The sequence below is a fragment of the Dyella sp. genome (assembly GCF_035503745.1).
GTDB lineage: Bacteria > Pseudomonadota > Gammaproteobacteria > Xanthomonadales > Rhodanobacteraceae > Dyella_B.
Genome location: NZ_DATJTC010000042.1, coordinates 106,207 through 131,843 on the forward strand (window position 1 = coordinate 106,207; position 25,637 = coordinate 131,843).

The window sequence follows — 25,637 nt, forward strand, 5'->3', positions numbered from 1 at the left end:
AAAAGATGGCAGCCTGCGGACACGATTCTGACACGGCCGGCCCACGTAGGGCAGCGCCATGACAAAAAAGGCGCCGGTTGCCCGGCGCCTTTGGCATAGAGCGGTGTTTGCCGCTTAGAGCTGGCTGGAAAACTCGCGAACGGTCTGGGCCAGCACCGGATCTTGCATGGCCATATGCATGGTCGCGCGGACCAGGCCCGCCTTGTTGCCGCAGTCGAAGCGGGTGCCTTCAAAGCGGTAGGCCAGCACCTTGCCTTGTTCCTTGAGCAGGGCCTCGATCGCGTCGGTCAGCTGTATTTCCCCGCCCGCGCCGGCCCTGGTGTGCTCCAGCAGATGGAAGATGCGCCCCGGCAATACATAGCGCCCCACCACCGCCAGGTTGGATGGCGCGTCGGCAGGCTTGGGCTTTTCGACCATGAAACGGATACGCGCACTGCGCTCGTCGATCGTCTGGGCGTCAACGATGCCGTATTTGTCGGTCTGGTCGTGCGGAACCTCCTCGACGGCGATCACCCCGGCATTCTCGGCCTGGCTGAGTTCGGCCATCTGGCGCAAGGCACCCTTGCCGCGGTTCCAGATCAGGTCGTCGGGCAGCACCACGCCGAACGGCTCGTCGCCCACCACCGGCTTGGCGCACAGCACGGCATGGCCAAGGCCAAGCGCTTCGGGCTGCGTCACGAAGATGGCGCGCACATTGCGGGGCAGCGTACCTTGCACCAGCGCCAGCAGCTCGTCCTTGCCCTTTTCCTGCAGCTTCGCTTCCAGCTCGTAGGCCTTGTCGAAGTAATCGGCAATGGCGTGCTTGTAGCGATTGGTGACGAACACCAGCGTGTCCGCACCCGCATCGACGGCTTCGTCGACGGCGTACTGAATGAGCGGCTTATCCAGCACGGGGAGCATTTCCTTGGCGACAACTTTCGTGGCCGGCAGGAACCGCGTACCCAGCCCCGCCACGGGAAACACTACCTTGCGCAATGGCTTGCTCACTCACTTTTCTCCGATTTCGTTACGGCGTATTGAAACGACATTGTCCGGCTGCGACGCATCGGTCCAGCAGAACGAGGGAAGCAGATTGGAAACGCAGCGGCGCAGTTCGTCTTCATCGTAGCTGCGGACCGCATCGGCCGCCTTGGCGATTTGCGCCTGCAGGAGGTCCCAGGAAACCGGACGATGCTGCGCCAGGAAAATCTTGTTGTGCCGGGTAGCGCTGTAGTTTTCCAGCGGATGGAACAGCTCCTCGAAAAGCTTTTCGCCCGAACGCAGCCCCGTGTAAACGATAGGAATCTCGGTGCCGGGTTTCTTGCCCGCCAGCCGGATCATCTGTTCGGCCAGATCGCGGATCTTGACCGGCTCGCCCATGTCCAACGCGAAGATCTCGCCGCCCTTGCCCAGCGCAGCCGCCTGCAGGATCAACTGGGTGGCTTCGGGAATGGTCATGAAATAGCGCGAAATTTCCGGATGCGTGACCGTAACCGGGCCACCGGCCTGGATCTGCTGGCGGAACCGCGGCACCACGGAGCCGGCCGAATCGAGCACGTTGCCGAATCGCACGGTGATGAAGTGCGTACTCGAATGCGCGTTGAGGTTCTGGCACCAGATTTCGGCGATGCGCTTGCAGGCCCCCATCACGCTGGTGGGGTTGACCGCCTTGTCGGTGGAGATGAGCACAAAGCACTCCACCCGCGTTTCGCTGGCAAGATCGGCCACCGTGCGCGTGGCCAGTACGTTGTTGCGTACGGCCGTGCGCAACTGGCCCTGCAGCATCGGCACGTGCTTGTAAGCCGCCGCGTGGAAAACCACCTGCGGCCTGGTTTCGGTGAACAGGCGGCGCATGGCGATCGGATCGCCGCAGTCGGCCAGCACGCCGTTGAGCAGCAGCTCCGGATAGGCGGCGCGCAGCTCCTGCGAAATCTGATAGAGGTTGTATTCGCACGACTCCACGATAGTGAGCGCATGCACACCCAGTCGCGCCACCTGGCGGCACAGCTCCGAACCGATCGAACCGCCGCCGCCGGTCACCAGTACGCGGCGACCGGTCAGCGTCTCGCGGATCTGGGTCCAGTCCAGTTCCACCGTATCGCGACCGAGCAGGTCTTCGATGGAAACTTCCTTGATTTGATTGAATTGCGCACGGCCTGCGACCACGTCCTCCAGCTTGGGCACGGTGCGGTACGGCAGGCCGGTGCGATCGCAAAGTTCCACCACCTGCCGCATCTGCCGCGCACTGGCACCGGGCAAAGCAATCAGCAGCATCTGCACGGCGGCTTCCTTGGCAACCTCGGGAAGCTGTTCAAGCGTGCCGAGCACGGGCTTGCCGTTGATGCGCGCGCCGCGCAGCGAACGCTGGTCGTCCACAAACCCGACCACCACATAGCTGCTGTCGCGATGCAGATCGCGCGCCAGCGCTTCGCCGGCGCGATTGGCGCCGACGATCAGGACGCGTTGCGTCTTGATCTGCATGAACAGGTCGATGCGGCTGTCCTTCCAGAAACGATAGGCCAGGCGCGGCGTACCCAGAAACAGGGCCAGCACGAACGGATAGAGCAGCAGCACCGAACGCGGCACGCCGTCCAGACGGCCATACAGAAACAGCGCCACGCCTATGGCCACCGTGCCGACGATGGCGGCGCGCAGGATGTTCCACAAATCAGGCAGGCTGGCGAAACGCCAAACACCCTTGTAGAGCCCGGTCCATGCGTAGATCAGGCCTTGCACGGCCAGCACGATCGGGAACTCGAAAAATCCGAACGTCACCAGCAAGTGCGGATCGAGCGCGTAGCGCAATTCCTTGGCCACCCACCAGGCCAGCGCCGTGACCAGCAGGTCGTGCACGACCACCGCCACGCGTGGATGAACTACCCCGACCCATTTACGTATGGACATAACGAACCTTGTATCGATCTCGCCGGATCAGACGACGTTTGGCCATAAACCAGACCACCGTCGCGACCGCATAGGTAACGATGCAGGCAAACAGCCCCATCCCTGGCCTATTGAATGCCAGCGCCGCTAACGGCGCCGCCACCAGCAGGTTCCACCCCACATACCAAGCCGCTCCTGTTGCATGCGTGCCACCCCTCCGCACGATCCATTGATACAGATGCTCGCGGTGTGCAGTGTACCAGCGCCGCCCCCGCCACATACGGTTCAGCAGAGTAAGGCTGGCATCCGTCACGAATGCTGAACTGAGGATCACGGCCGGCCATACCAGCCCCTCCCGCACCCGCCAGAGCATCGCGCTGAGCGCGAAAACCAGGAGGCCCAGGCTGCCGCTGCCCACATCCCCCATGAAGATCCGGGCCGGCGACCGGTTGTAGCACCAGAACCCCAGGCAGGCGGCCGCCACGCACAGCGAGGCACCCGCCAGAGCCACTTGCCCCGCGCACCAGGCCAGCACCGCAAGCCCGCTGCCCACGAAGATGGCTTGCTGGGCCAGCAATCCGTCGATGCCATCCATGAAATTATGCAGATTGATGCTCCACGCGCCGGCCACCACCAGCAGGGGTAGCCAGAGCCAGCCGGGACCGTCGATCAGGAGCGCGAAGGAAAAAATCGCTGCCGCCAGCACCTGGACTCCGAAACGGGGAAGTACCGGCAGGGAATGGTGATCGTCCCACCAGCCGATCAGCGCTACCAGCGCGGTCGCAAGAAGCAGCGTGACGATAGCGTGAAAAGGCCATGGCGCAGGCAGATAAAACAGGCATGCCGCCATCGTGGGCAGCACCGACACGACGATGCCGATGCCCCCGCCACGCGGCGTGGGCAGCTTGTGCGAGCGCCGCTGGCCGGGCTGGTCCAGCATTCCGCGGCGGTTTGCATAGGCGATCGCCGCCCGCACCACGCCCAGCGCGATCAAAAAGGCAACCAGGACAACGAACGCGATCGGGGCAAGCCTAGCCACGACGGCTTCACTCATTGGCTACACCATGGATCGGCCGGATGGTGCTCCAGCCTTTGCAGCTGGGGCATTGCCAGTGGTGCGCCTTGGTACCGAAGCCGCAATGGCTGCAGCGATACATCGCCTGCCCTTCGAGCAGCTTCCTGGTCAGGTCGCGCAGGATCAGGAAATTTTCGCGCGCCTCGCCTTCGATCTTGTCCATCGTGGCATCGATCAAGGCCATCAGGCCGCGTACCGACGGACGCTGACGCAACTGCGAGGTAAGGAATTGGATGGCGGGCTTTTCGCCATCGCGTTTTTCGTAAAGGTGCGTGAGGGCCAGTACCGGCGAAATGCCGTGATAGCGCGCCAGGATATCGCGCAGAAAACCTTCGGCGCGTTCCATCTGGCCCGAGCGCGCATAGCTGTCCAAGAGCGGCGGCAAGATCTCCGGCACGAAGGCGATGTCCGCATCCACGGCGCGCTCATAGATATCCACCGCCTGGGCGTGACTGCCCTCCTCCGCATGCAGCCGCCCGGTAAGCATGAATGCACGCACGCAATCGGGCTGGCACGCAAACGCCTGCTCGAGGTATTCGCGCGCCTCGGCGCGCGCACCATGCTGGCGCGATTGCTCGGCGAGTTCGCAGTAGAACTGGGCGATGGTGGTTTCTTCCTCTTCGCCCGTCATGGTTTCCAGCCGGCGCGCATGCTCGATCGCCTTGTGCCAATCACGCTCGTGCTGATAGATGGCGATCAGGTGACGCAGGGCCGACGGGGCATGCGCATTCATCGCCACCAGATCGGAGAACAGCGCTTCGGCACGATCGAGCAGGCCGGCGCGCATGTAGTCTTCGCCCAGCTCCAGCAGCGCCACGGTCTTCATCCCTTCGGACAGGCCGGGCCTGGAGACAAGATGCTGGTGCAGACGGATAGCTCGGTCCACTTCGCCGCGACGCCTGAAAAGGTTGCCTAACGCTAAGTGCGTTTCCACCGTGTCGCGGTTGTATTCGGCGAGCTTGAGGAATACCTCGATAGCCTTGTCCTGCTCCTCGTTGAGCAGGTAGTTCAGGCCACGGAAGTAGTCAGAGGACAGTTCGCTGACCTGTTCGCCCGAACGGCGAACGCCCGCCCGCCGAGCGGTCCACCAGCCACTAAGAAAGGCCGCCGGTATGAGTAAGGCCAGCAGCGAGTAGAAAATGCTCATGGTGTCTTCGAAGCTTTCGCGCCCTGGGCTTTTGCCTGGCGTCGCACCTCGCGGCGATGGCGAGTGGTGACGCCCAGCCAGGCAGTGAGACCGCCAAGAATCCAGCCTATCGCCAGCACGGCGAGCAAGGCGGCTCCCTTGGGAATCTGGACGTGTGCAAAGGCCAGGTCGTAGCTGACGAGGTCCGCGTTGAGCGCCCCGAGTACCACTCCCCCGGCGATGAACAGCAGCAATAGCAGCATGACGATCAGTCGCATGCCGCGACTTTACCCGATTGGCTGTAGGCGGCACAGACGTGGATGAAGATCGATTCAGCCGAAGTGGCCATTATTCCCCCGCCCAAAAAGAAAGGCAGGTTCAGCCATCGGCCGCCTGCCTGTCGGAATAAGGATCGAGCAAGGAACGTCAGCCGTCTTTTTGCTCCAGATGCATGTTAACGCGCTCGCGCAGCTCTTTGCCGGGCTTGAAGTGCGGAACATGCTTGCCGGGCAGTGCCACGGCGTCACCGGTCTTGGGATTGCGGCCCATGCGCGGTGGACGGTAATGCAAGGCGAAACTGCCGAAGCCGCGCACTTCAATGCGCTCGCCGGTGGCCAAGGCCTGACTCATCTGTTCGATGACGTTCTTGACTGCCAGCTCGACGTCGCCAAACGCAAGATGGGTCTGGCGCCTCGCCAGCGCCTCAATCAGCTCGGATTTGGTCATGGGTCCCCAATGTCCGTGACGTGGAACGAGTTGGGGCGGCGTTGCCGCCGCCCCACTGCAAGCACTACTTAGTCAGCCTTGTTGAGCTGCTCTTTGAGCAGCGCACCAAGCTTGGTCGTGCCACCGGACGCGGACGAGTATTCCGCCATCGCGTCTTGCAGCTCTTCCTCGTCCTTGGCGCGGATCGACAACGACAGCTGGCGACCCTTACGGTCCATGCCCGTGAACTTGGCTTCCACCTTGTCACCCAGCTTAAGATGCTGCGTGGCATCGTCGATGCGTTCCTTGGCGATATCGCTGGCGCGCAGGTAACCTTCCACGCCATCGCCCAGGTCGATCACGGCACCCTTGGCATCGACTTCCTTCACGGTGCCGTTGACGATGGAGCCGCGCGGATGGACGGCCATGAAGTGGCCGAACGGATCCTGTTCCATCTGCTTGATGCCCAGCGAGATGCGCTCGCGCTCCGGATCCACCGCCAGCACCACGGCCTCGATCTCGTCGCCCTTCTTGAAGTTGCGCACGAGGTCTTCGCCGGAAGCCTGCCAGGAGATGTCGGACAGGTGCACCAGGCCGTCGATACCGCCATCCAGGCCGATGAAGATGCCGAAGTCGGTGATCGACTTGATCTGACCGGAAACCTTGTCGCCCTTCTTATGCATGGCGGCGAAAGCTTCCCACGGGTTCGAACGGGTCTGCTTGATACCCAGCGAGATGCGGCGACGCTCTTCATCCACGTCCAGCACCATCACTTCGGTTTCATCGCCAACCTGCACGACCTTGGCCGGATTGACGTTCTTGTTCGTCCAATCCATTTCGGAGACGTGCACCAGGCCTTCGACGCCCGGCTCGATCTCGACGAAGCAGCCGTAATCGGTGACGTTGGAGACCTTGCCGAACAGGCGGCTGCCGACCGGGTAGCGACGCGAAATGTTCACCCACGGATCGTCGCCCAGCTGCTTGAGGCCCAGCGACACGCGGTTGCGCTCGCGGTCGTACTTGAGCACGCGAACGTCCAGCTCGTCGCCGACGTTGACGACTTCGGACGGATGGCGCACGCGCTTCCACGCCATGTCGGTGATGTGCAGCAGGCCGTCGATGCCGCCCAGGTCCACGAACGCACCGTAATCGGTGAGGTTCTTGACGGTACCCTTGACCACCGCGCCTTCGGTGAGGCGCTCAAGCAGCTTCTCGCGCTCTTCGGAGAACTCGGTCTCGACAACGGCGCGGCGGCTGACCACAACGTTGTTGCGCTTGCGGTCGAGCTTGATGATCTTGAATTCCAGGTCCTTGCCTTCCAGGTAAACCGGATCGCGGACCGGACGCACGTCGACCAGCGAGCCCGGCAGGAACGCACGGACGTCCTTGATGTCGACGGTGAAACCGCCCTTGACCTTGCCGGAGATCTTGCCGGTGATGGTCTCTTCCTTGTCGAAGGCCTGCTCGAGGTCGTCCCACACCATGGAACGCTTGGCCTTCTCGCGGGAGAGCTTCGTTTCGCCGAAGCCGTCTTCCAGGGCATCGAGGGCAACCTTCACCTCGTCGCCAACGCGCACTTCCAACTCGCCGTTCTCGCTCTTGAACTGCTCGATCGGGACGATGCCTTCGCTCTTGAGGCCGGCGTTGATCACGACGACGTCGTTGCGGATCTCCACAACGATACCGGTGACGATGGCACCCGGCTTCAGCTTCGAAATGGCCTGTTGGCTCTGTTCAAACAGCTCGGCAAAACTTTCAGTCATGTTGATTCCAGAAATAAGAAAAGGCCCTTGACCCCATGCGCGCCGTCGGATGTTTTGCGCAAGGGCGAGGCCCACCGGTTGTGGGTGCGTCGGGATTGCTCCCTGACACCGTTGAACCAAAACTCCATGCCGCGGCATGAAGCACCAAAGCCGCCGCAACCGTGGTTACGGTTTTACGACGGCCAAAACCTCGGCGACCACATCCTCGATTCCCATGCCGGTGGTATCCACCAGCACCGCATCGCGGGCGGGCTTGAGCGGCGCTACGGCTCGCGAGGCATCGCGGGCGTCACGCGCTTCAATTTCGCTCTGGAGGGAACTAAGTGTAACGCTTAGCCCCTTTTCCTTCAACTGCTTATAACGCCTTTTCGCCCTCTCGGCGGCGCTGGCGGTCAGGAACACCTTATAGGCCGCATCGGGGAATATCACCGTGCCCATGTCGCGCCCGTCGGCCACCAGGCCCGGTCCCTTGCGGAAGCCCAGCTGCAGGGCGACCAGGGCCTGGCGCACCGAGGGCACCGAGGCGATCGCCGAGGCCGCCGCCCCGGCCGTTTCGGTGCGCAGCTCGTCGGTGGCGTCGTGACCGTTTACAATCACCCGCGTTTCGCCGCCGTCCGGTGCGGCGCGAAACTGGATCCTGGTACCTGCCGCGCAGCGGGTCACCGCTTCGGTATCGGACAGATCCAGGCCGGCCATGCCAGCCGCATAGCCGACCGCCCGGTAAAGCGCCCCAGAGTCCAGCAGCCGCCAGCCCAGGTGCTCGGCGACCAGCCGGCTGATCGTGCCTTTGCCCGACCCGGAGGGTCCGTCGATGGTGAGAACGGGCACAGGCGCACTTGTTCGCATGGACTGACCTGATGGCACGGGAAGTGCTTAAGCTTATCGTGTTTCAAGGGGTTCCAGGCTCATGCTTAACAGCTCTCTCTCTGCCACATCGTCGTACCAGCTATCCGCCATGAACGATCTCCAGCACGAGTTCGAACAGGCCGCCACGGACATCAAGCGGCTTGGCGAACGTCCCGACAACGACACCCTGCTTCGCCTCTACGCGCTCTACAAACAAGGCCTCGATGGCGATGTGCACGGCGCACAGCCCGGTTTCTTCGATTTCATCGGCACCGCCAAGCAGGAGGCCTGGGCGCTGCTCAAAGGCATGTCGCAAGACGATGCCATGCGCCAATACATCTCACTGGTACGACAATTGCTGCCCTAAGGGTCACCTGCCCCGCATGGGCCACTTGCGCCCACGGGGACTAGTCAGGCACATTCATACGATCGTTTGAAGACGGTCGGTTCATGAACTATCCCCACTTGTTCGCCCCGCTCCCGCTGGGCCACGTCACCTTGCCCAACCGCATCCTGATGGGCTCGATGCATACGGGCCTGGAAGACAAAGCGTCGGATTTCGACAAGCTTGCCGCCTATTTCGCCGAGCGCGCCCGCGGCGGGGTCGGCCTGATGGTGACCGGGGGCATCGCTCCCAGTATCGAGGGATGGCTGAAGCCTTTTGGCGGCCGCCTGACCCTGCCCTGGCACAAGCCCAGGCACCGCAAGATCACTCGCGCGGTCCACGCCGAAGGCGGACGGATCTGCATGCAGATCCTCCATGCAGGCCGCTACGGCTATCACCCGCTGTCGGTCGCGCCCTCGCGCATCCAATCACCGATCACGCCGTTCACCCCGCGCGAACTCAGCGCCGGCGGCGTGGAGCGCACCATCAACGACTTCGTGCGCTGCGCCAAGCTGGCGCGGGACGCCGGCTACGACGGTGTCGAAGTGATGGGCTCGGAGGGCTACCTGATCAACCAGTTCATCGCCGCGCGCACCAACCAGCGCACCGACGACTGGGGCGGCGATGCCGAGCGCCGCATGCGTTTTCCGGTGGAAATCGTGCGCCGCATGCGCAAGGCGGTGGGCCCGGATTTCATCATCATCTATCGCTTGTCCATGCTCGATCTGGTCGAAGGCGGCCAGGACTGGCAGGAAATCGTGACGCTGGCCAAGGCCGTCGAACAAGCCGGCGCCAGCATCATCAACACCGGCATCGGCTGGCACGAAGCGCGCGTACCGACCATCGTCACCAGCGTGCCGCGCGCGGGTTTCGCGTGGGTCACGAAGAAGTTGCGCGGCGAGGTGTCGATTCCGCTGATTACCACCAATCGCATCAACATGCCCGATGTCGCCGAGCAGATTCTCGCCAGCGGCGACGCCGACATGGTGTCGATGGCACGGCCGCTGCTGGCCGATCCGGATTGGGCGCAAAAAGCCAAGGGCGGCAACAGCGAACGCATCAACACCTGCATTGCGTGCAACCAGGCCTGTCTCGATCACGTGTTCCAGAACCGGCGCGCGAGCTGCATGGTCAATCCGCGCGCGTGCCACGAAACGGAATTGCGGATCAGCCCCGCCGCTACGCGCAAGCGCGTCGCCGTCGTCGGTGCCGGCCCTGCTGGTCTCGCCTGCGCGACCACGCTTGCCGAACGCGGCCACGATGTCACCCTGATCGACCGTGCGAGCGATATCGGCGGCCAGTTCAACTACGCCAAACGCATTCCCGGCAAGGAAGAATTCCACGAAACACTGCGCTACTTCCGGCATCGCCTGGGCGATCTGGGCGTGCGCCTGCGCCTTGGCGAAACCGCCGACGCCGGCTCCATCGCCGCCCAAGGCTACGACGAGGTGGTGGTGGCGACCGGGATCACGCCGCGCAAGGTGAGTTTTCCGGGCAGCAACGATCCGCGCGTACTCAGCTATCTGGATGTTCTTGCGCGCAACCAGTCGGTTGGGCATCGCGTCGCCATCATCGGTGCCGGCGGCATCGGTTTTGACGTCGCCCAGTTCCTCACCGAGCACGCTCCCTCGCCCACCACCGACGTGGCGCGCTGGACGCGCGAATGGGGCGTGGACATGCAATTGGAACACCGCGGCGGCCTTGACCAGGCGCATCCCGAGCCCGCCGCACGGCAAGTCTGGTTGCTGCAACGCACGGAAGGTCGCCCTGGCGCACGCCTGAACAAGACCACCGGCTGGGTCCATCGCGCGACGCTGAAAAACAAGAAAGTCGCCATGCTCGGTGGCGTCGCCTACGACCGCTTTGACGACCAGGGCCTGCACATCACCGTCGATGGCCAGCCCCAGGTGCTTGCGGTCGACCACATCGTGGTCTGCGCGGGCCAGGAACCCAACCGCGGCTTGGCCGATGCGCTGCTTGCACAAGGTCAACGCGTACACGTTATCGGTGGCGCGGACGTGGCCGCCGAACTCGACGCCAAGCGTGCCATCGCCCAAGGCACACGGCTTGCCACGGAACTCTAGAAAAGCTCCGCAAGCCGTTGCTTGGAAAGACAGAAAAGGAAGCGCCCCGCCAGCGACGCGTCGGTAGTGGCTCTGGGGAGGGAGGCCGAATACCGCGGGGGTAGCGTCGCTGCGGGGCGAGGGTCAGCGGCACTCGGGGGGAGGGGGGTCAGTGCCGCGACAGGGACTATATTATGATCGACACGATACAGAATCAAATATATATTTGAGGCTCTATTAATACGAAAGTCATATATGTTTGATTTTCGCCAGCTGCGCTACTTCATTGCCGTCGCCGAGGAGCTCAGCTTCACCCGGGCGGCGCAACGGCTGCATCTTTCGCAGCCCCCGCTTTCGCAACAGATCCAGGCGCTTGAGCAGGACCTTGGCATCCGTCTGCTGGAGCGCGACAAGCGCAACGTCACCCTGACGGCCCCTGGCCAGCTGTTCCTGCAGCAGGCGCGCAAGATCCTCGCCATGGCCGAGGAAACCCGCACCCAGGTGAGCGAGGCCGCGGCCGGCTTCAGCGGACACCTGAAGCTTGCCTACACCGTATCGGTATCGTTTCACCCGGCCATGCCGCAAACCCTGCTCTTGCTGGGCAAAAACGCGCCCAACATCCGCGTCTGGCTGAGCGAGATGTACACCGACCCGCAGTTCGCGGCCTTGCGCGCGGGCCAGATCGACGTCGGCTTCGTCCGGGACGAACCTAGCCATGAAGACGACGTCCGCGCCCTGCGGCTGGACGTGATCGACCGCGAACCCCTCTTGCTCGCCCTGCCCGCCGGCCATCGGCTGGCCGACCGCGAAAGCCTGCAACTGGGCGAAGTTGCCGGCGAACCCTTCGTGATCCAACCGCGTGAACTGGCGGCGACCCTCTACGACCGGCTGCTACTGCTGGCGGCCAAATCGGGATTCCATCCGGTGGTGAAGCAACAGGCCCAGCAGCTCAATGGCCTGATCGCCCTGGTCGCCGCAGGCATCGGCATGGCGCTGGTGCCAGCCAGCATGAAGGCGGTGAGGCTGGCAGGAGTGAGCTACGTACCACTGGCAGACCCCGATGCCTACCTGCTACTGGCTGTTGCCAGCCGCCTGGAAAACCCCTCGCCCGTGGTGCACCAGTTTCTGGACACCGTAAACGAAGCCAAGGCCGCGCTGGGCTTGTGATAAGTATTTCAAATAGATATACTTACGCGCTTTCTTCGACCCATTTCGTTCCAGGAGCCTGCCGTGAAGGTGCTTTCCTCTTTGAAGACCGCCAAGCAGCGGCACCGCGACTGCAAGGTTGTGCGCCGCCGCGGCAAAGTGTTCGTGATCTGCAAGAGCAACCCGCGCTTCAAAGCGCGCCAGCGTTGATCAACGCCGCGAACCGCTAAAAAAGCCGCTTTATAGCGGCTTTTTTTGTGGGCGAACGGCAACGCCTGTCTCTCTGGGGATGCTCTGATTCATTCTTCGCAGGTGTGGCCCGCGAACAGACAGAGCAGGTGACACCTGCAAAGAATGAATCAGAGCGTCCCTAGCGGCCTGCGCCCACATCGAGCAGCGCGCCGTTGACGTAGGAAGCCGCGTCGCTCAACAGCCATACGATCGCTTCGGCCACTTCGTCCGCGGTTCCCGGGCGGCCCAGCGGCGTCTGCGCCCCAAGTATGGCGGCACGATCCGGACGGCCGCCGCTCGCATGGATCTGCGTATCGATAAGCCCAGGGCGTACGGCATTGACACGAACACCCTGCCCGCCCAGCTCCTTGGCCAGACCTATCGTCATCGTATCGATGGCACCCTTGGAACCGGCGTAATCCACGTACTCGTGCGGCGAACCGAGCCGCGACGCGATGGATGACACATTGACGATCGCGCCGCCGTTGCCGCCGCGATCCCGCGACATTCGCCGCGCGGCTTCGCGGGCGCAAAGGTACGCACCCAGAATGTTTACGTCGAACACCTGCCTCAGCCGTTGCGCGCTGATGTCGGCCAGCGGCAGCGACGGCGCGACAATACCTGCATTGTTGACCAGGGCGCCGATGGGCCCGAATGCCGACTCGACGGTATCGAACATCGCAACAACATCTTTTTCGTCGGCGACATTGCCGCGAATCGCATGCGCCCTGCCCCCGGCGCGCTGCACTTCAGCGACGGCTTCCTGCGCGGCGCCTTCGTCACGCACAAAGTTGATGCCTACCGAATAACCGCGCGCTCCGAGCAATCTCGCAGTCGCACGACCAATGCCGCGACTTGCCCCCGTAATCAAAACAACATCCGTCATGTCGATGCTCTCCACCGGTCATACGCACATCTTGTACGTATGACGTAGATGACATGCAATGACTTAATCGTAACTGACGCTGGTGATTTCGTAGCGCTTGGTTCCGTTGGGCGCTTTGAACTCGAAGCTGTCGCCCGCGCTCTTGCCAATCAGCGCGCGTGCGATCGGCGAGGATACGGCGATCAGGCGCTGCTTGATGTCCGCCTCCAGGTCGCCCACGATCTGATACGTCACCGACTCGCCGCTGTCTTCGTCCTCCAGCGCCACGGTGGCGCCGAACACGACTTTGCTGCCGGCGCTCAGCCGCGAGACGTCGATCACTTCGGCGGTGGACAAGGCCGCTTCCAGTTCGGCGATGCGGCCTTCGATGAAGCTTTGCTGTTCGCGCGCCGCGTGGTACTCGGCGTTTTCCTTCAGGTCGCCGTGTGCGCGCGCCTCGGCGATCGCCGCAATGATCTTGGGACGCTCGACCGACTTTAAGCGATCGAGTTCGCCACGCAGCCGTTCCGAACCGACCTTGGTGATGGGGGCGCGATTCATGCGCTCAGCTCCTTGTGAAGTTCCTGCAGGCTATGCACTTCGCCGGTGTCGTGGAAATCCAGCGAGTGGACCAGCGCGCGCGCGCCTGCAACGGTGGTGGAATAGGTAACGCGATGCTGCAGCGCTTCGCGCCGGATCGAGAACGAGTCGGCGATCGCCTGCTTGCCCTCGGTGGTATTGACAATGTAGACGATCTCGCCGTTCTTGATCAGGTCCACGATATGCGGGCGGCCTTCAAGCACCTTGTTGATGCGCTCGCATGGCACGCCATGGCCGCTGAGATAGGTGGAGGTACCGGCGGTTGCCACGAGGCTGAAGCCGCGCGATGCAATGTCCTTGGCGATCGGCAGCAGGCGATCCTTGTCGGCATCGCGCACCGACACGAACACCTTGCCCTTGGGCGGCGTCTTGATTCCGGCGGCGTCGTGGCCGCGCGCGAACGCGGCACCGAAACTGCGGCCCACGCCCATCACTTCGCCGGTGGAGCGCATTTCCGGACCCAGGATCGGATCGACGTTCTGGAACTTGAGGAACGGGAAGATCGCTTCCTTCACCGAGTAGTAGCTGGGAATGATTTCGCGCGTGGTGCCCTGCTCTGCCAGGCTGCGCCCGGCCATGCAGCGTGCGGCGATCTTGGCCAGCGCAACGCCGGTGGCCTTGGACACGAACGGCACCGTGCGCGACGCACGCGGGTTCACTTCCAGAATGAACACGGTATCGCCCTGGATGGCGAACTGCGTATTCATCAGGCCGACGACTTTCAGCTCCTTGGCCATCAGCGCGACCTGGCGGCGCAGTTCGTCCTGGATCGCCGGCGCAAGCGAATACGGCGGCAGCGAGCAGGACGAATCGCCCGAGTGCACGCCCGCTTCCTCGATGTGCTCCATGATGCCGCCAACCAGCACGTTGCCGGTGGTGTCGGCGATGACGTCCACATCCACTTCGACCGCGTGATCGAGGAAGCGATCCAGCAGTACCGGCGAATCGTTGGACACCTGCACCGCTTCGCGGATGTAGCGCGACAGGTCGGCATCGTCGTACACCACTTCCATCGCGCGGCCACCCAGCACGTAGCTGGGACGCACGACCAGCGGATAGCCGATCTCGCGTGCCAGCGCCAGCGCTTCGTCGGCGTTGCGCGCGGTGCGGTTTGGCGGCTGCGTGAGGCCGAGCTTGGCGATCATCTGCTGGAAGCGCTCGCGGTCTTCAGCCAGGTCGATCGAATCGGGCGAGGTGCCGATGATCGGCGCGCCGGCCGCTTCGAGCGCGCGCGCGAGCTTGAGCGGCGTCTGGCCGCCGTACTGCACGATCACGCCCCTGGGCTTTTCCAGATCGACGATTTCCAGCACGTCTTCCAGCGTCAGCGGCTCGAAGTACAGGCGGTCGGAGGTGTCATAGTCGGTGGATACGGTTTCGGGGTTGCAGTTGACCATGATGGTCTCGAACCCGTCTTCGCGCAGCGCCAGCGCGGCGTGCACGCAGCAATAGTCGAACTCGATGCCCTGCCCGATGCGGTTCGGGCCGCCGCCGAGCACGATGATCTTGTCGCGGTCGGTGGGATTGGCTTCGCACTCTTCCTCGTAGGTCGAGTACATGTATGCCGTGGTGGTGGCAAATTCCGCAGCGCAGGAATCCACGCGCTTGTATACCGGACGCACGCCCAGCGTGCGGCGCAGATGGCGGATGGCCGCTTCATCGGTGCTGGTGAGCTCGGCCAGGCGCGCATCGGAGAAACCCAGGCGCTTCAACTCGCGCATGCGCGGCGCGTCGAGCGCGGTGAGACCTTGCTCGCGCACGTCTTTCTCGGTCAGCACGATGTCTTCGAAGGCGGCGAGGAACCACGGATCGACGCGGCTCAGGTCGTACACTTCTTCCAGCGTCAGCCCCGCACGGAATGCATCGGCCAGATGGAACACGCGATCCGGGCGCGGCTCGCGCAACTCGCGCTTGAGCGTGGCCAGCCCGCTTTCGGTGCCGATGTCCAAACCGGTCGGATTGAGCCCGGTTTTGCCGATCTCCAGCCCGCGCAGCGCCTTTTGCAGGGATTCGTGGAAGCTGCGGCCCATCGCCATCACTTCGCCTACCGACTTCATCTGCGTGGTAAGGCGTGCGTCGGCCTGCGGAAATTTCTCGAAGGCGAAACGCGGGATCTTGGTGACGACATAGTCGATGGTCGGTTCGAACGAAGCCGGAGTGCGGCCGCCGGTAATGTCGTTCTTGAGTTCATCCAGCGTGTAGCCCACCGCAAGCTTGGCCGCGATCTTGGCGATCGGGAAGCCGGTGGCCTTGGAGGCCAGCGCCGACGAACGCGACACGCGCGGATTCATTTCGATCACCACCACGCGGCCGGTCTCGGCATTCACGCCGAACTGCACGTTGGAACCGCCGGTATCCACGCCGATCTTGCGCAGCACGGCGATGGAGGCATCGCGCAGGCGCTGGTATTCCTTGTCGGTGAGCGTTTGCGCGGGCGCCACGGTGATCGAGTCGCCGGTGTGCACCCCCATCGGATCGAGATTCTCGATCGAGCACACGATGATGCAGTTGTCCGCCTTGTCGCGGACGACTTCCATCTCGAATTCCTTCCAGCCGAGCACGGATTCCTCGACCAGCACTTCATGCACCGGCGACAGCTCCAGCCCGCGCTTGACGATCTCTTCGAATTCTTCGCGGTTGTAGGCAATGCCGCCGCCCGATCCGCCAAGCGTGAAGCTGGGACGGATGATGGTCGGATAGCCCACGGTGGTTTGGATCTCCACCGCCTGTTCGAACGATCGCGCGACCGCGGCCTTGGGGCACTCCAGGCCGATTTCGGCCATTGCCACACGGAACAGCTCGCGGTCTTCGGCCATGCGGATCGCTTCGCGCGAGGCGCCGATCAGTTCCACGCCGTACTTTTCCAGTACGCCATGATCGGCGAGGTCCAGCGCGCAGTTGAGGCCGGTCTGGCCGCCCATGGTCGGCAGCACCGCATCCGGACGTTCCTTGGCGATGATGCGCTCCACTGTCTGCCAGTTGATCGGCTCGATGTAGACGGCGTCGGCCGTCTCCGGGTCGGTCATGATGGTGGCGGGGTTGGAGTTCACCAAGATGACGCGGTAGCCCTCTTCCTTGAGCGCCTTGCATGCCTGCGCGCCGGAGTAATCGAACTCGCAGGCCTGGCCGATGACGATCGGGCCGGCGCCGATGATGAGGATGCTTTTGATATCGGTACGTTTGGCCATCTCAGCGGGCCTCCTGCATCAGCGTGGCGAAACGGTCGAACAGATAACCGATGTCCTGCGGCCCGGGGCTTGCCTCCGGATGTCCCTGGAAGCAGAACGCGGGGCGGTCGGTGAGCGCAAAGCCCTGCAGGGAGCCGTCGAACAGCGAGGTATGGGTGATGCGCACGTTGGCGGGCAGCGTGGCCGCGTCCACCGCGAAGCCGTGATTTTGCGAGGTAATCAGCACGCGGCCGTCGTCGTGATCCTTCACCGGATGGTTGGCGCCATGGTGGCCGAACTTCATCTTCAGCGTCCGCGCGCCGAGCGCCGCGCCCATGATCTGGTGACCTAGGCAGATGCCGAACAACGGAATCTTCGCGTCGAGCAATTGGCGCGTGGCGGCAATGGCATAGTCGCAGGCCGCCGGATCGCCGGGGCCGTTGGAGAGAAACACGCCATCGGGCTTCATCGCCAGCACCTCGGCGGCGGCCGTCTGCGCCGGCACCACCGTGATCTCGCAACCGCGCTCGGCGAGCAGGCGCAGGATGTTGCTTTTCACGCCATAGTCATAGGCCACTACCTTGAAGCGCTTGGCCGGCTGGTTGAAGGCGGTGCGATCGAGGTCGTAGCTGCCTTCGTTCCAGCTATAGGGCTTGTCGACGCTGACCACCTTGGCCAGGTCCATGCCGTTGAGGCCCGGAAAGGCGCGCGCCTTGGCCAGCGCGGCCTCGGCGTCCAACGATTCGCCAGCCACGATGCAGCCGTTCAACGCGCCCTTGTCGCGCAGGAGGCGCGTGAGGCGGCGCGTGTCGATGCCGGCGATGGCCACGATACCGTGGCGCTTCAAGTAATCGGGCAGGCTTTCGGTGCTGCGCCAGTTGCTGGCCCGGCGCGGTACGTCGCGCACGATCAGGCCGGCGGTATGCACATGGGCCGATTCGGCGTCCTCGGCGTTGCAGCCGGTGTTGCCGATGTGGGGATAGGTGAGGGTGACGATCTGGCGGGCATAGGAGGGATCGGTAAGGATCTCCTGATAGCCCGTCATCGCTGTGTTGAATACAACCTCGCCAACAGTTTCGCCAGTCGCGCCTACGGCGTGGCCGTGGAACACGCTGCCGTCTTCGAGGGCAAGCAGAGCGGGAATGGGCATGGGGGCCGCCTTTTAGGTGCAGCAAGGTCCGCAAGCCGCGGCAAAGCAGGCTTGTGGACCTTGGGTCAAGGAAAGTCTCGGGCGGGTTGAAATGATAGGCGGCAACGCGCTTTCTGTCCACCCGGAACGGATGGTGAAAGCCCAATCCGTTCCGCAGCACGTCAGCCGGCCTCGCGCTAGACTGACAGCCACTTAGCCAGGGAACTTGCCAAACTTCATGAATGCGAACGTCCTGCTGGATCCCATCCGACTCGACCGCCCAGACACGGACGTACGGGAAACCCCCTTCCCGTTCATGATCGCGCACGGCCAATTGCCCGATGAGGCACGCGGTGAGCTGGAGCGGGATTTCCCCAAGTACGCCAGCGCCGGTTTCTTCCCCTACGACCCCATCGACTGTGGCCCTTCGGTCAACGCCCTGGTGGCGCAAATGACCACGCCGCAGTTCGCCAGCGCCATCGGCCGCTACCTGGGCATCGAGAACCTGGGCCAATATCCCACCCTGGTAACGCTGTGCCGCGCACTGAACAAGCGCCATGGCACCATCCACACCGACAGCCGCTCCAAGGTCGCCACCGCCCTGCTCTATCTGAACACCCAGTGGCCGGACACCAGCGACGGCTGCCTGCGTTTTCTCAACCGCATCGACAACATCGACGACCTGGCCGCGCCGGAACTCAAGCCGCTGTACGGCGAGTTCGCAGTGTTCAAGCGCTGCGAGAATTCCTTCCACGGGCATCTACCCTACGAGGGCGAACGGCGCGTGATCCAGGTAGCGTGGCTGACCAGCGAAGAGGAAAAGCTGCGCAAGACCAAGCGCGGCAAATTCTCCCGAACGTTCAAGAAGCTGTTCGGCGTGCTCGACCGCAAGCTTGGCGCCGGCCGCGACCGCAACGCCGCGCACAAGGACTGACCGCCTCCCCGTTCGCCGGCCCATCGCGTAACATCGCCGCTTCGATCGCCTCGGGAGAAGCCATGTCACTGGTGTTTCTGCTGTCCCTGGCCTTGCAGGTCGCCTGCGCCGTGCACGTGGTGCGCAGCGGACGCCCGCTGTACTGGATCTGGCTGTTGCTGCTCGGGTCGTACCTGGCCGTGGCGGTTTACGTGCTGATCGCCGTGATTCCCGACCTGCGCCGCAACCCCGGCGGGCACAAGGTCGCCCGCCAGGCCATGAAGGTCATCGATCCGCAGCGCCGCCGGCGCGAACTCATGCGACAGCTGGAGCTGAGCAACACCGTCGACAATCGCCGCAAGCTTGCCGACGAATGCCTGCAGCAAGGCGACTTCGCCAATGCGCAGGAACTCTACCAGGGTTTGCTGACCGGCCTTTACGCCACCGATCCGCATTTCATGCTCGGACTCGCCCAGGCACAGGCCGGTGGCGAACAGTATGCCCAGGCGCGCGCCACGCTGGATGCGTTGATCCAGGCCAACCCCCATTACAAATCCAGCGACGGCCACCTGCTGTACGCGCGCTGCCTGGAGGAGTTGGGCGAAACCGAGGCGGCGCTTGAGGAATACCGCGTGCTCGCCGACAGCTATCCGGGCGAGGAAGGCCGCTTCCGTTATGGCCGCCTGCTCGCGCGCCATCAGCATCTGGACGAGGCGCGCAACGTTCTGCAAGCGCAACTCAAGCGCGCCAGATTGATGCCCGGCTACTACCGCCGCAAGGAACAGCAGTGGCTGAAGGCGGCACAGTTGGAACTCTCCCGCATCGGCGATTCCTGATTGCAAGCCGCGCTTGCGCCGGTGGCGATCAGGCCAGGTGCCAGAACACATAGGCGGCGAACACCGCATACAAACCGCCGGCCGGCAGCAACATGCGCGCATCAACCCGGCCGCGGCGAAACAACCACATCAGAAACGCGATCGCGGCCATCGTCACGACACCGGCCACGATCAACGGCGCGTCGAACATCCACGGCGTGGCGAACAGCGCCAAGGCGCTGGGAATGGTGGCCTGAATCATCATCGCACCGGAAATGTTGGCCAACGCCAGGCGCTCCTTGCCCTGGCGCACCCAGATCAGCGCGTTCATGGTCTCCGGCAGTTCCGTCGCCACCGGGCTCAAGACCAGTGCGACCAGATGCGGCGGCAAGTGCATGGCCACGCCGATAGTCTGGATCTGCAACACGAAGACATGCGAGGCATATGCAATCAACAACAGTGCCAGCGTCGTTTGCGCGAGCACGGCGATGAGCGATGGCGTCGCCGCGCGCGGCTGGAATTTCAGCGGTTCGAGCACGTCCTCCTCGGAACTGGCGTCGGCATCGCGCAACTCGCGCCACACGTAAAAACCGTAGGCAAGCAGAAACAGTGCGCCAAGCCACGGCTTGAACGCAAAGGCGACCAAGCCAAGCGCGCACTTCACGACAAAGATGGAAAGAAACCAGAACTGATCGCGCGCCAACCGCTTATCGTCGACGCGCACGCAATTGTCCGCGCGCGCCAGTCTGCGCCGGTTGCTCCATAAGGCCACCCCGACCACCGCATAGGCAACCGTAGCCAGCACCAGCGGCCCGCCGAGCGCGGCTCCCACGCCGATATCGCGCACCTGCGGCGAGCGCCCCAGAATCACCGCGACGAACGTCACCGCGCTTTCCGGCAATGCAGTGCCGAACGCGGCCAGCACCGTACCGGTGGCCGTGGCGCCGACATTGAGCTTCTGTCCCAGCCATTCGACACCGTTGACGAAATACTCGCAGGCCAGGTAGATGACCCCGGCCGAAAGCAGAAACAACACCGTCGTGATGAGCATGGATTTCCTTGGCCAGGCGAGCGAAAACCGATGGCACACGCACGATGCTCGCCCGGCCGGGTGAGTCGCGGTGGCCAAAGGTCTCGCCGGACCATCGCAAGGCGGACGCCTGCGATAACCATCCGTGCCATGAAGCGGACGCTTCAAGTGTGTTGACACGGATTTCCCAACACACGGGCGACAGCGCGCTCGCGACCAGGAATGGCTACTCCCCAATGGGTAATGCGGCCATGGTACAAGCGGCCCTGCAGCACGACAACCTGCACGCGGCCCGGCAAGGTCAGGGTACGGCTTTTGCCTGCCGCTCCAGCAGCAAATCATCGATGGCATAGGCGCCCGGCTTGCGCCCGACCAGCCACGCCGCCGCTTCCAGCGCGCCGCGCGCGAAGATCGAGCGGTCGGTTGCGCGATGGCTCAATTCGACCCGTTCACCCTGCCCCAGCAGCAAGGCGGTGTGCTCGCCCACCACATCGCCGCCACGCACCACCGCGAATCCGATGCTGCCTTGCCGGCGCGCACCCGGGCGCCCTTCGCGCACATAGACGCCGTCTTTCTCCAGCGTGGTTCCCCGCGCCTGAGCGGCAGCGTGCCCCAACGCAAGGGCGGTGCCGGACGGTGCATCTTCCTTGCGGCCGTGGTGCGTCTCGATGATTTCCAGATCCCAGTCCGGCAGCGCTGCCGCAGCCTGGCGCAACAGGCGCGCAAGGACTGCAACGCCAAGACTGAAATTTGCCGCGCGCAGCACGGGAATGTGCTTCTGGGCGTCGGCCAGGCGCGCGTCCAGCGCCGGGTCGATGCCGGTGGTACCGGTCACCAAGGCAACGCCATGTTGCGTGCAATACGCCAGTGCGGAGGAAAGCCCTTCCGGCCCGCTGAAATCGACCACCACGTCGATCGCCTGCGCCGCATCCCAGCCATGCGCATAGCGCAGCGAGGTGGACAACTCGCCGAACAGCGGCGTGCCATCGTAGGCCGATCCGGCTGAAACCACCGCCCGTACAAGCTCAAAGCGCCGGTCGTGACGCACCAGCGCAAGCAGCGCACTGCCCATGCGGCCGGAGGCACCATGGATGGCTAGACGGATGGCAGAAGGCATGCGCATGTTCCCGGAATTAACCGGAACAGGTTAACGCGTTTGCCCTAAGTGGCAACAGCGAGCGCGGGCTCCAGACCGTCAGGAGGTCACGCGCGACCAGAACTGCTTGACGCCATCCACCCAGGTCTTGGCGCGCGGTGTGTGTTGGTCGGCATCGTCATCGGCAAAGGTCGCCTCCAGCTTTTCCAGCAGTTCGCGCTGCTCGCGCGTCAACCTTACCGGCGTTTCCACCACCACGCGGCAGACCAGGTCGCCGGTGCGGCCACCGCGCACGGATTTGACACCGCGTCCGCGCAGCGTGAATTGCTGCCCGGTCTGTGTTTCGGGAGGAATCACGATGGAGACTTCGCCGTCGAGCGTCGGCACCTGCAGCTCCGCGCCCAATGCGGCCTGGGCGAAACGGATCGGCAGTTCGCAGTAAAGATTGTTGCCGTCGCGCTGGAAAATGTCGTGCTCGCGCACGCGCACTTCCACGTACAGATCGCCCGCCTCGGTGCCGGCGGGGCCCGCTTCGCCCTGTCCGGTCAGGCGAATGCGATCGCCGTTGTCCACGCCTGCGGGAATGCGTACCGACAGCGTGCGCGTTTCCTCCAGGCGCCCTTCGCCATGGCATTGCTTGCACGGCTTCTCGATCATCCGGCCGCTGCCGCCGCAATGCGGGCAGGCCTGCTGGATGGAGAAAATGCCGTTCTGCATGCGCACCCGGCCATGACCCTGGCAGGTCTTGCAGGTCACGGTCTTGCCGTCGTCCGAGCCGCTGCCGTTGCAGTGATGGCAATTGACCTGGGTGGGTACGTCGAACTTCTTCTCGGCGCCGAACACGGCTTCTTCCAGATCCAGCTCCATGATGTAGCGCAGATCCGCGCCACGGCGCGCCCGTCCACGGCCGCCGCCGAAAATGTCGCCGAAGATGTCCCCGAAGATATCGCCCATGTCGCCGAACCCGGCGCCACCGCGGCCGCCCATGCCGCCCTCGAAGGCGGCGTGGCCGTACTGGTCGTACATCGCGCGTTTCTGCCCGTCGGCCAGCACTTCGTAGGCTTCCTTGGCCTCCTTGAATTTTTCCTGCGCGTGCGGATCGTCCGGGCAGCGGTCCGGATGGTATTTCATGGCCAGGCGGCGGAAGGATTTTTTCAGATCCCCTTCGGTAACGGTTCGTTCGACGCCCAGGATTTCGTAGTAGTCACGCTTGCTCATTTCAGGATCCGCGATTCGATGCGCCGATCGGGAATGAACCAGATCGCTGCCACCGTGGCATAAAGTAGACACGACACCCACGGCGCCAGGAACGCCAACAGGATGCCAATGAGGTACATGGTGGCGGCCAGCTTGCCTTTCCAGTCGCGGCCCACCGCCTGCGCCAGCAGGGAATCGGGACCGCCGTTGGCCGCGATCAGGCAATACTGGAGCGGCATCCATGCGATCGCGCTCATCAGCAGCACCACGCCGTAGAGCGCCACCGGCAGGCGTGCGAAATGGTTCTCGCCCATCCAACCCGTCGCCACCGGCATCAGCGACAGCCAGAACAGCAAGTTGAGGTTGGCCCACAGCACCCCGCCATTGACCTTCTCGGCGGCATGCAGGAAGTGGTGGTGGTTGTTCCAGTAGATGCCGACATAAATGAAGCTCAGCACGTAGCTCAGAAACACCGGCCATTGCGGCAACAGAACATCCCAGCCGTCGCCGTGCGGCACCTTCAGTTCCAGCACCATGATCGTAATGATGATGGCCAATACGCCATCACTGAAGGCTTCGAGCCGCCCCTTTTCCATCGCATCCCCTCCAACGACAACGAGCGCCCCGAAAGGCGCTCGCTGCTCCAACCATACAACGGATCAGGCCGACTTGCCGTCGTTCTTCACTTCCGTGAACTCGGCATCGACCACGTCATCGGCATGTGCCGAGGCGCCGGGGCCTGCGCCGTGCGGCTGCGCGCCGGCATCGGCGGGGCCGCCCTGCGCGGCGGCGTAAAGCGACTGCGCCACCTGTTCGAGCTTGCTGATCTTCGCTTCGATGGCGGCCTTGTCGTCGCCGTCCTTGACCTTTTCCAGTTCCGACAGCGCGCCTTCGATTTCGCTCAGCTGACCGGGCACCTTGCCGCCGTGATCCTTCAAGGCGCTGCGCGTGGCGTGCACCAGCTGGTCAGCCTTGTTGCGCGTACCGACCAGTTCCTGGAACTTGCGGTCTTCTTCTTTGTTGGCTTCGGCGTCGGCGACCATGCGCTGGATTTCAGCTTCGGACAGGCCGGAACCGGCCTTGATCTCGATGCGCTGTTCCTTGCCGGTTTTCTTGTCCTTGGCCGACACGTGCAGGATGCCGTTGGCGTCGATGTCGAAGGTGACCTCGATCTGCGGCATGCCGCGCGGCGCCGGCTCGATGCCGGCCAGATCGAACTTGCCCAGCGACTTGTTGGCGCTAGCGCGATCGCGTTCACCCTGCAGCACGTGCACGGTCACGGCGGTCTGGTTGTCGTCGGCGGTGGAGAACACCTGCGAGGCCTTGGTCGGCACGGTGGTGTTCTTCTCGATCAGCTTGGTCATCACGCCGCCCATGGTTTCGATGCCCAGCGACAGCGGGGTGACGTCCAGCAGCAGCACATCCTTGACCGTACCGCCCAGCACGCCGCCCTGGATGGCTGCGCCGACGGCAACGGCTTCATCCGGGTTGACGTCCTTGCGCGGTTCCTTGCCGAAGAAATCCTTCACCGACTCCTGCACCTTGGGCATGCGGGTCTGGCCGCCGACGAGGATCACTTCGTCGATGTCGGACACGCGCAGGCCCGCGTCGTTGAGCGCGGTGCGGCAAGGTTCGATGGTTTTCTTCACCAGGTCTTCCACCAGCGCTTCGAGCTTGGCGCGGGTAAGCTTGATGTTCAGGTGCTTGGGACCGGAAGCGTCGGCGGTGACGTAGGGCAAGTTCACTTCGGTCTGGTGCGAGGACGACAGCTCGATCTTCGCGCGCTCGGCGGCGTCCTTCAGGCGCTGCAGCGCCAGCGGATCCTTGCGCAGGTCGATGCCCTGGTCCTTCTTGAATTCCTCGATCAGGTAATCGATGACGCGCATGTCGAAGTCTTCGCCGCCCAGGAACGTATCGCCGTTGGTGGCCAGCACTTCGAACTGTTTCTCGCCGTCGACTTCGGCGATCTCGATGATCGACACGTCGAAGGTGCCGCCACCAAGGTCGTACACGGCGATCTTGCGGTCGCCGCCCTTCTTGTCCAGGCCATAGGCCAGCGCGGCCGCGGTCGGCTCGTTGATGATGCGCTTGACTTCCAGGCCGGCGATCTTGCCGGCGTCCTTGGTCGCCTGGCGCTGGCTATCGTTGAAGTAGGCCGGCACCGTGATCACCGCTTCGGTGACTGTCTCGCCGAGATAGTCTTCGGCGGTCTTCTTCATTTTCATCAGCACCTTGGCGGAAATTTCCTGCGGTGCCATCTTCTTGCCGTCGGCCGTCTGCACCCAGGCGTCGCCGTTTTCGTGCGCGACGATGCCGTAGGGGACGATGTGCAGGTCTTTCTGCACTTCGGCGTCGGTGAACTTGCGCCCGATCAGGCGCTTGACCGCGTAGAAGGTGTTCTTTGGATTGGTGACGCTCTGGCGCTTGGCCGGCGCGCCGACCAGCACTTCGCCGTCCTTGGTGAAGGCCACGATCGACGGGGTGGTGCGATCGCCTTCGGAATTCTCGATAACTTTGGTGGTACTGCCATCCATGATGGCGACGCACGAATTGGTCGTGCCCAGGTCAATGCCAATGATCTTGCCCATGTGTGTGCTCCGGAATCTCGTGTGGCGGCCCCTCAGCC

The 25,637-nt window shown here is 63.5% G+C and carries 22 protein-coding genes, 1 pseudogene and 1 riboswitch; of the genes and pseudogenes, 6 read left to right on the plus strand and 17 right to left on the minus strand.

Annotation, left to right across the window (positions count from 1 at the left end; all coding sequences use genetic code 11):
• Positions 1 to 114 precede the first annotated feature (114 nt).
• From galU to cmk, 8 genes and pseudogenes are all read right to left on the minus strand, one after another.
• Positions 115 to 987, minus strand: coding sequence for a UTP--glucose-1-phosphate uridylyltransferase GalU (gene galU, locus VME63_RS16130; protein ID WP_325434379.1), 873 nt, complete (start codon positions 985 to 987; stop codon positions 115 to 117).
• Positions 988 to 2,883: a nucleoside-diphosphate sugar epimerase/dehydratase gene (locus tag VME63_RS16135; protein ID WP_325434380.1), complete on the minus strand. Its 1,896-nt coding sequence runs from the start codon at positions 2,881 to 2,883 to the stop codon at positions 988 to 990.
• Entirely contained in the window at positions 2,870 to 3,916 is a 1,047-nt protein-coding gene (locus tag VME63_RS16140; RefSeq protein WP_325434381.1) for a glycosyltransferase family 4 protein, read from the minus strand. Before VME63_RS16140 ends, VME63_RS16135 begins: the two co-directional genes overlap by 14 nt.
• Positions 3,909 to 5,084, minus strand: a complete 1,176-nt coding sequence (lapB, locus tag VME63_RS16145; RefSeq protein WP_325434382.1) for a lipopolysaccharide assembly protein LapB — start codon at positions 5,082 to 5,084, stop codon at positions 3,909 to 3,911. Before lapB ends, VME63_RS16140 begins: the two co-directional genes overlap by 8 nt.
• Entirely contained in the window at positions 5,081 to 5,341 is a 261-nt protein-coding gene (locus VME63_RS16150; RefSeq protein WP_325434383.1) for a LapA family protein, read from the minus strand. The genes lapB and VME63_RS16150 overlap by 4 nt, the downstream gene beginning before the upstream one ends.
• A gap of 148 nt (positions 5,342 to 5,489) precedes the next feature.
• Positions 5,490 to 5,816 (minus strand): annotated as a pseudogene (locus tag VME63_RS16155) (integration host factor subunit beta); the annotation flags it as partial.
• A gap of 41 nt (positions 5,817 to 5,857) precedes the next feature.
• Positions 5,858 to 7,531, minus strand: a complete 1,674-nt coding sequence (rpsA, locus tag VME63_RS16160) for a 30S ribosomal protein S1 (protein ID WP_325434384.1) — start codon at positions 7,529 to 7,531, stop codon at positions 5,858 to 5,860.
• A gap of 165 nt (positions 7,532 to 7,696) precedes the next feature.
• Positions 7,697 to 8,377 (minus strand): (d)CMP kinase, encoded by a 681-nt coding sequence (cmk, locus tag VME63_RS16165; protein ID WP_325434385.1) that lies wholly within the window; start codon positions 8,375 to 8,377, stop codon positions 7,697 to 7,699.
• Between the two features lie 109 nt (positions 8,378 to 8,486).
• Between cmk and VME63_RS16170 the strand changes: the two genes are divergently transcribed.
• The 4 genes from VME63_RS16170 to ykgO all read left to right on the plus strand — a co-directional run bounded on the left by VME63_RS16170 (position 8,487) and on the right by ykgO (position 12,181).
• A complete protein-coding gene (locus tag VME63_RS16170) occupies positions 8,487 to 8,744 on the plus strand; it encodes an acyl-CoA-binding protein (RefSeq protein WP_325434386.1) in 258 nt (85 codons plus the stop codon).
• An 83-nt stretch (positions 8,745 to 8,827) separates the two neighbouring features.
• The gene (locus VME63_RS16175; protein WP_325434387.1) at positions 8,828 to 10,846 is read left to right on the plus strand and encodes an NADPH-dependent 2,4-dienoyl-CoA reductase; all 2,019 of its coding nucleotides are present in this window, start codon (positions 8,828 to 8,830) and stop codon (positions 10,844 to 10,846) included.
• Positions 10,847 to 11,080: 234 nt separating this feature from the next.
• Positions 11,081 to 11,992: a LysR substrate-binding domain-containing protein gene (locus tag VME63_RS16180; RefSeq protein ID WP_325434388.1), complete on the plus strand. Its 912-nt coding sequence runs from the start codon at positions 11,081 to 11,083 to the stop codon at positions 11,990 to 11,992.
• Between the two features lie 63 nt (positions 11,993 to 12,055).
• Positions 12,056 to 12,181: a type B 50S ribosomal protein L36 gene (gene ykgO / locus VME63_RS16185; protein WP_115476522.1), complete on the plus strand. Its 126-nt coding sequence runs from the start codon at positions 12,056 to 12,058 to the stop codon at positions 12,179 to 12,181.
• Positions 12,182 to 12,341: 160 nt separating this feature from the next.
• Here ykgO and VME63_RS16190 read toward each other — a convergent pair whose 3' ends face one another.
• The 4 genes from VME63_RS16190 to carA are packed head-to-tail and all read right to left on the minus strand — an operon-like array spanning position 12,342 to position 17,981.
• Positions 12,342 to 13,103: an SDR family oxidoreductase gene (locus VME63_RS16190; RefSeq protein ID WP_325434389.1), complete on the minus strand. Its 762-nt coding sequence runs from the start codon at positions 13,101 to 13,103 to the stop codon at positions 12,342 to 12,344.
• A 48-nt stretch (positions 13,104 to 13,151) separates the two neighbouring features.
• Positions 13,152 to 13,628, minus strand: coding sequence for a transcription elongation factor GreA (greA, locus tag VME63_RS16195; protein ID WP_325434390.1), 477 nt, complete (start codon positions 13,626 to 13,628; stop codon positions 13,152 to 13,154).
• Positions 13,625 to 16,852, minus strand: coding sequence for a carbamoyl-phosphate synthase large subunit (carB, locus tag VME63_RS16200; RefSeq protein WP_325434391.1), 3,228 nt, complete (start codon positions 16,850 to 16,852; stop codon positions 13,625 to 13,627). The genes greA and carB overlap by 4 nt, the downstream gene beginning before the upstream one ends.
• 1 nt (position 16,853) lies before the next feature.
• A complete protein-coding gene (gene carA / locus VME63_RS16205; RefSeq protein WP_325434392.1) occupies positions 16,854 to 17,981 on the minus strand; it encodes a glutamine-hydrolyzing carbamoyl-phosphate synthase small subunit in 1,128 nt (375 codons plus the stop codon).
• A 217-nt stretch (positions 17,982 to 18,198) separates the two neighbouring features.
• Here carA and VME63_RS16210 point away from each other — a divergent pair, with 217 nt between their 5' ends.
• Both VME63_RS16210 and VME63_RS16215 read left to right on the plus strand, forming a co-directional pair.
• Positions 18,199 to 18,894, plus strand: a complete 696-nt coding sequence (locus tag VME63_RS16210; RefSeq protein ID WP_325434393.1) for a 2OG-Fe(II) oxygenase — start codon at positions 18,199 to 18,201, stop codon at positions 18,892 to 18,894.
• A 62-nt stretch (positions 18,895 to 18,956) separates the two neighbouring features.
• Positions 18,957 to 19,709, plus strand: a complete 753-nt coding sequence (locus tag VME63_RS16215) for a tetratricopeptide repeat protein (RefSeq protein WP_325434394.1) — start codon at positions 18,957 to 18,959, stop codon at positions 19,707 to 19,709.
• Positions 19,710 to 19,737: 28 nt separating this feature from the next.
• Here VME63_RS16215 and VME63_RS16220 read toward each other — a convergent pair whose 3' ends face one another.
• The 5 genes from VME63_RS16220 to dnaK form a co-directional block, all read right to left on the minus strand.
• Positions 19,738 to 20,739 (minus strand): sodium:calcium antiporter, encoded by a 1,002-nt coding sequence (locus VME63_RS16220; protein WP_325434395.1) that lies wholly within the window; start codon positions 20,737 to 20,739, stop codon positions 19,738 to 19,740.
• Positions 20,740 to 20,967, minus strand: a riboswitch (yybP-ykoY riboswitch).
• A 52-nt stretch (positions 20,968 to 21,019) separates the two neighbouring features.
• Positions 21,020 to 21,835: a 4-hydroxy-tetrahydrodipicolinate reductase gene (gene dapB, locus VME63_RS16225; RefSeq protein WP_325434396.1), complete on the minus strand. Its 816-nt coding sequence runs from the start codon at positions 21,833 to 21,835 to the stop codon at positions 21,020 to 21,022.
• Positions 21,836 to 21,913: 78 nt separating this feature from the next.
• Positions 21,914 to 23,032 (minus strand): molecular chaperone DnaJ, encoded by a 1,119-nt coding sequence (gene dnaJ, locus VME63_RS16230; protein ID WP_325434397.1) that lies wholly within the window; start codon positions 23,030 to 23,032, stop codon positions 21,914 to 21,916.
• Complete coding sequence (locus tag VME63_RS16235) at positions 23,029 to 23,607, minus strand: TMEM175 family protein (RefSeq protein WP_325434398.1); 579 nt, start codon at positions 23,605 to 23,607, stop codon at positions 23,029 to 23,031. Before VME63_RS16235 ends, dnaJ begins: the two co-directional genes overlap by 4 nt.
• A gap of 63 nt (positions 23,608 to 23,670) precedes the next feature.
• Positions 23,671 to 25,599 (minus strand): molecular chaperone DnaK, encoded by a 1,929-nt coding sequence (gene dnaK / locus VME63_RS16240; protein ID WP_325434399.1) that lies wholly within the window; start codon positions 25,597 to 25,599, stop codon positions 23,671 to 23,673.
• Between the last annotated feature and the right edge of the window lie 38 nt (positions 25,600 to 25,637).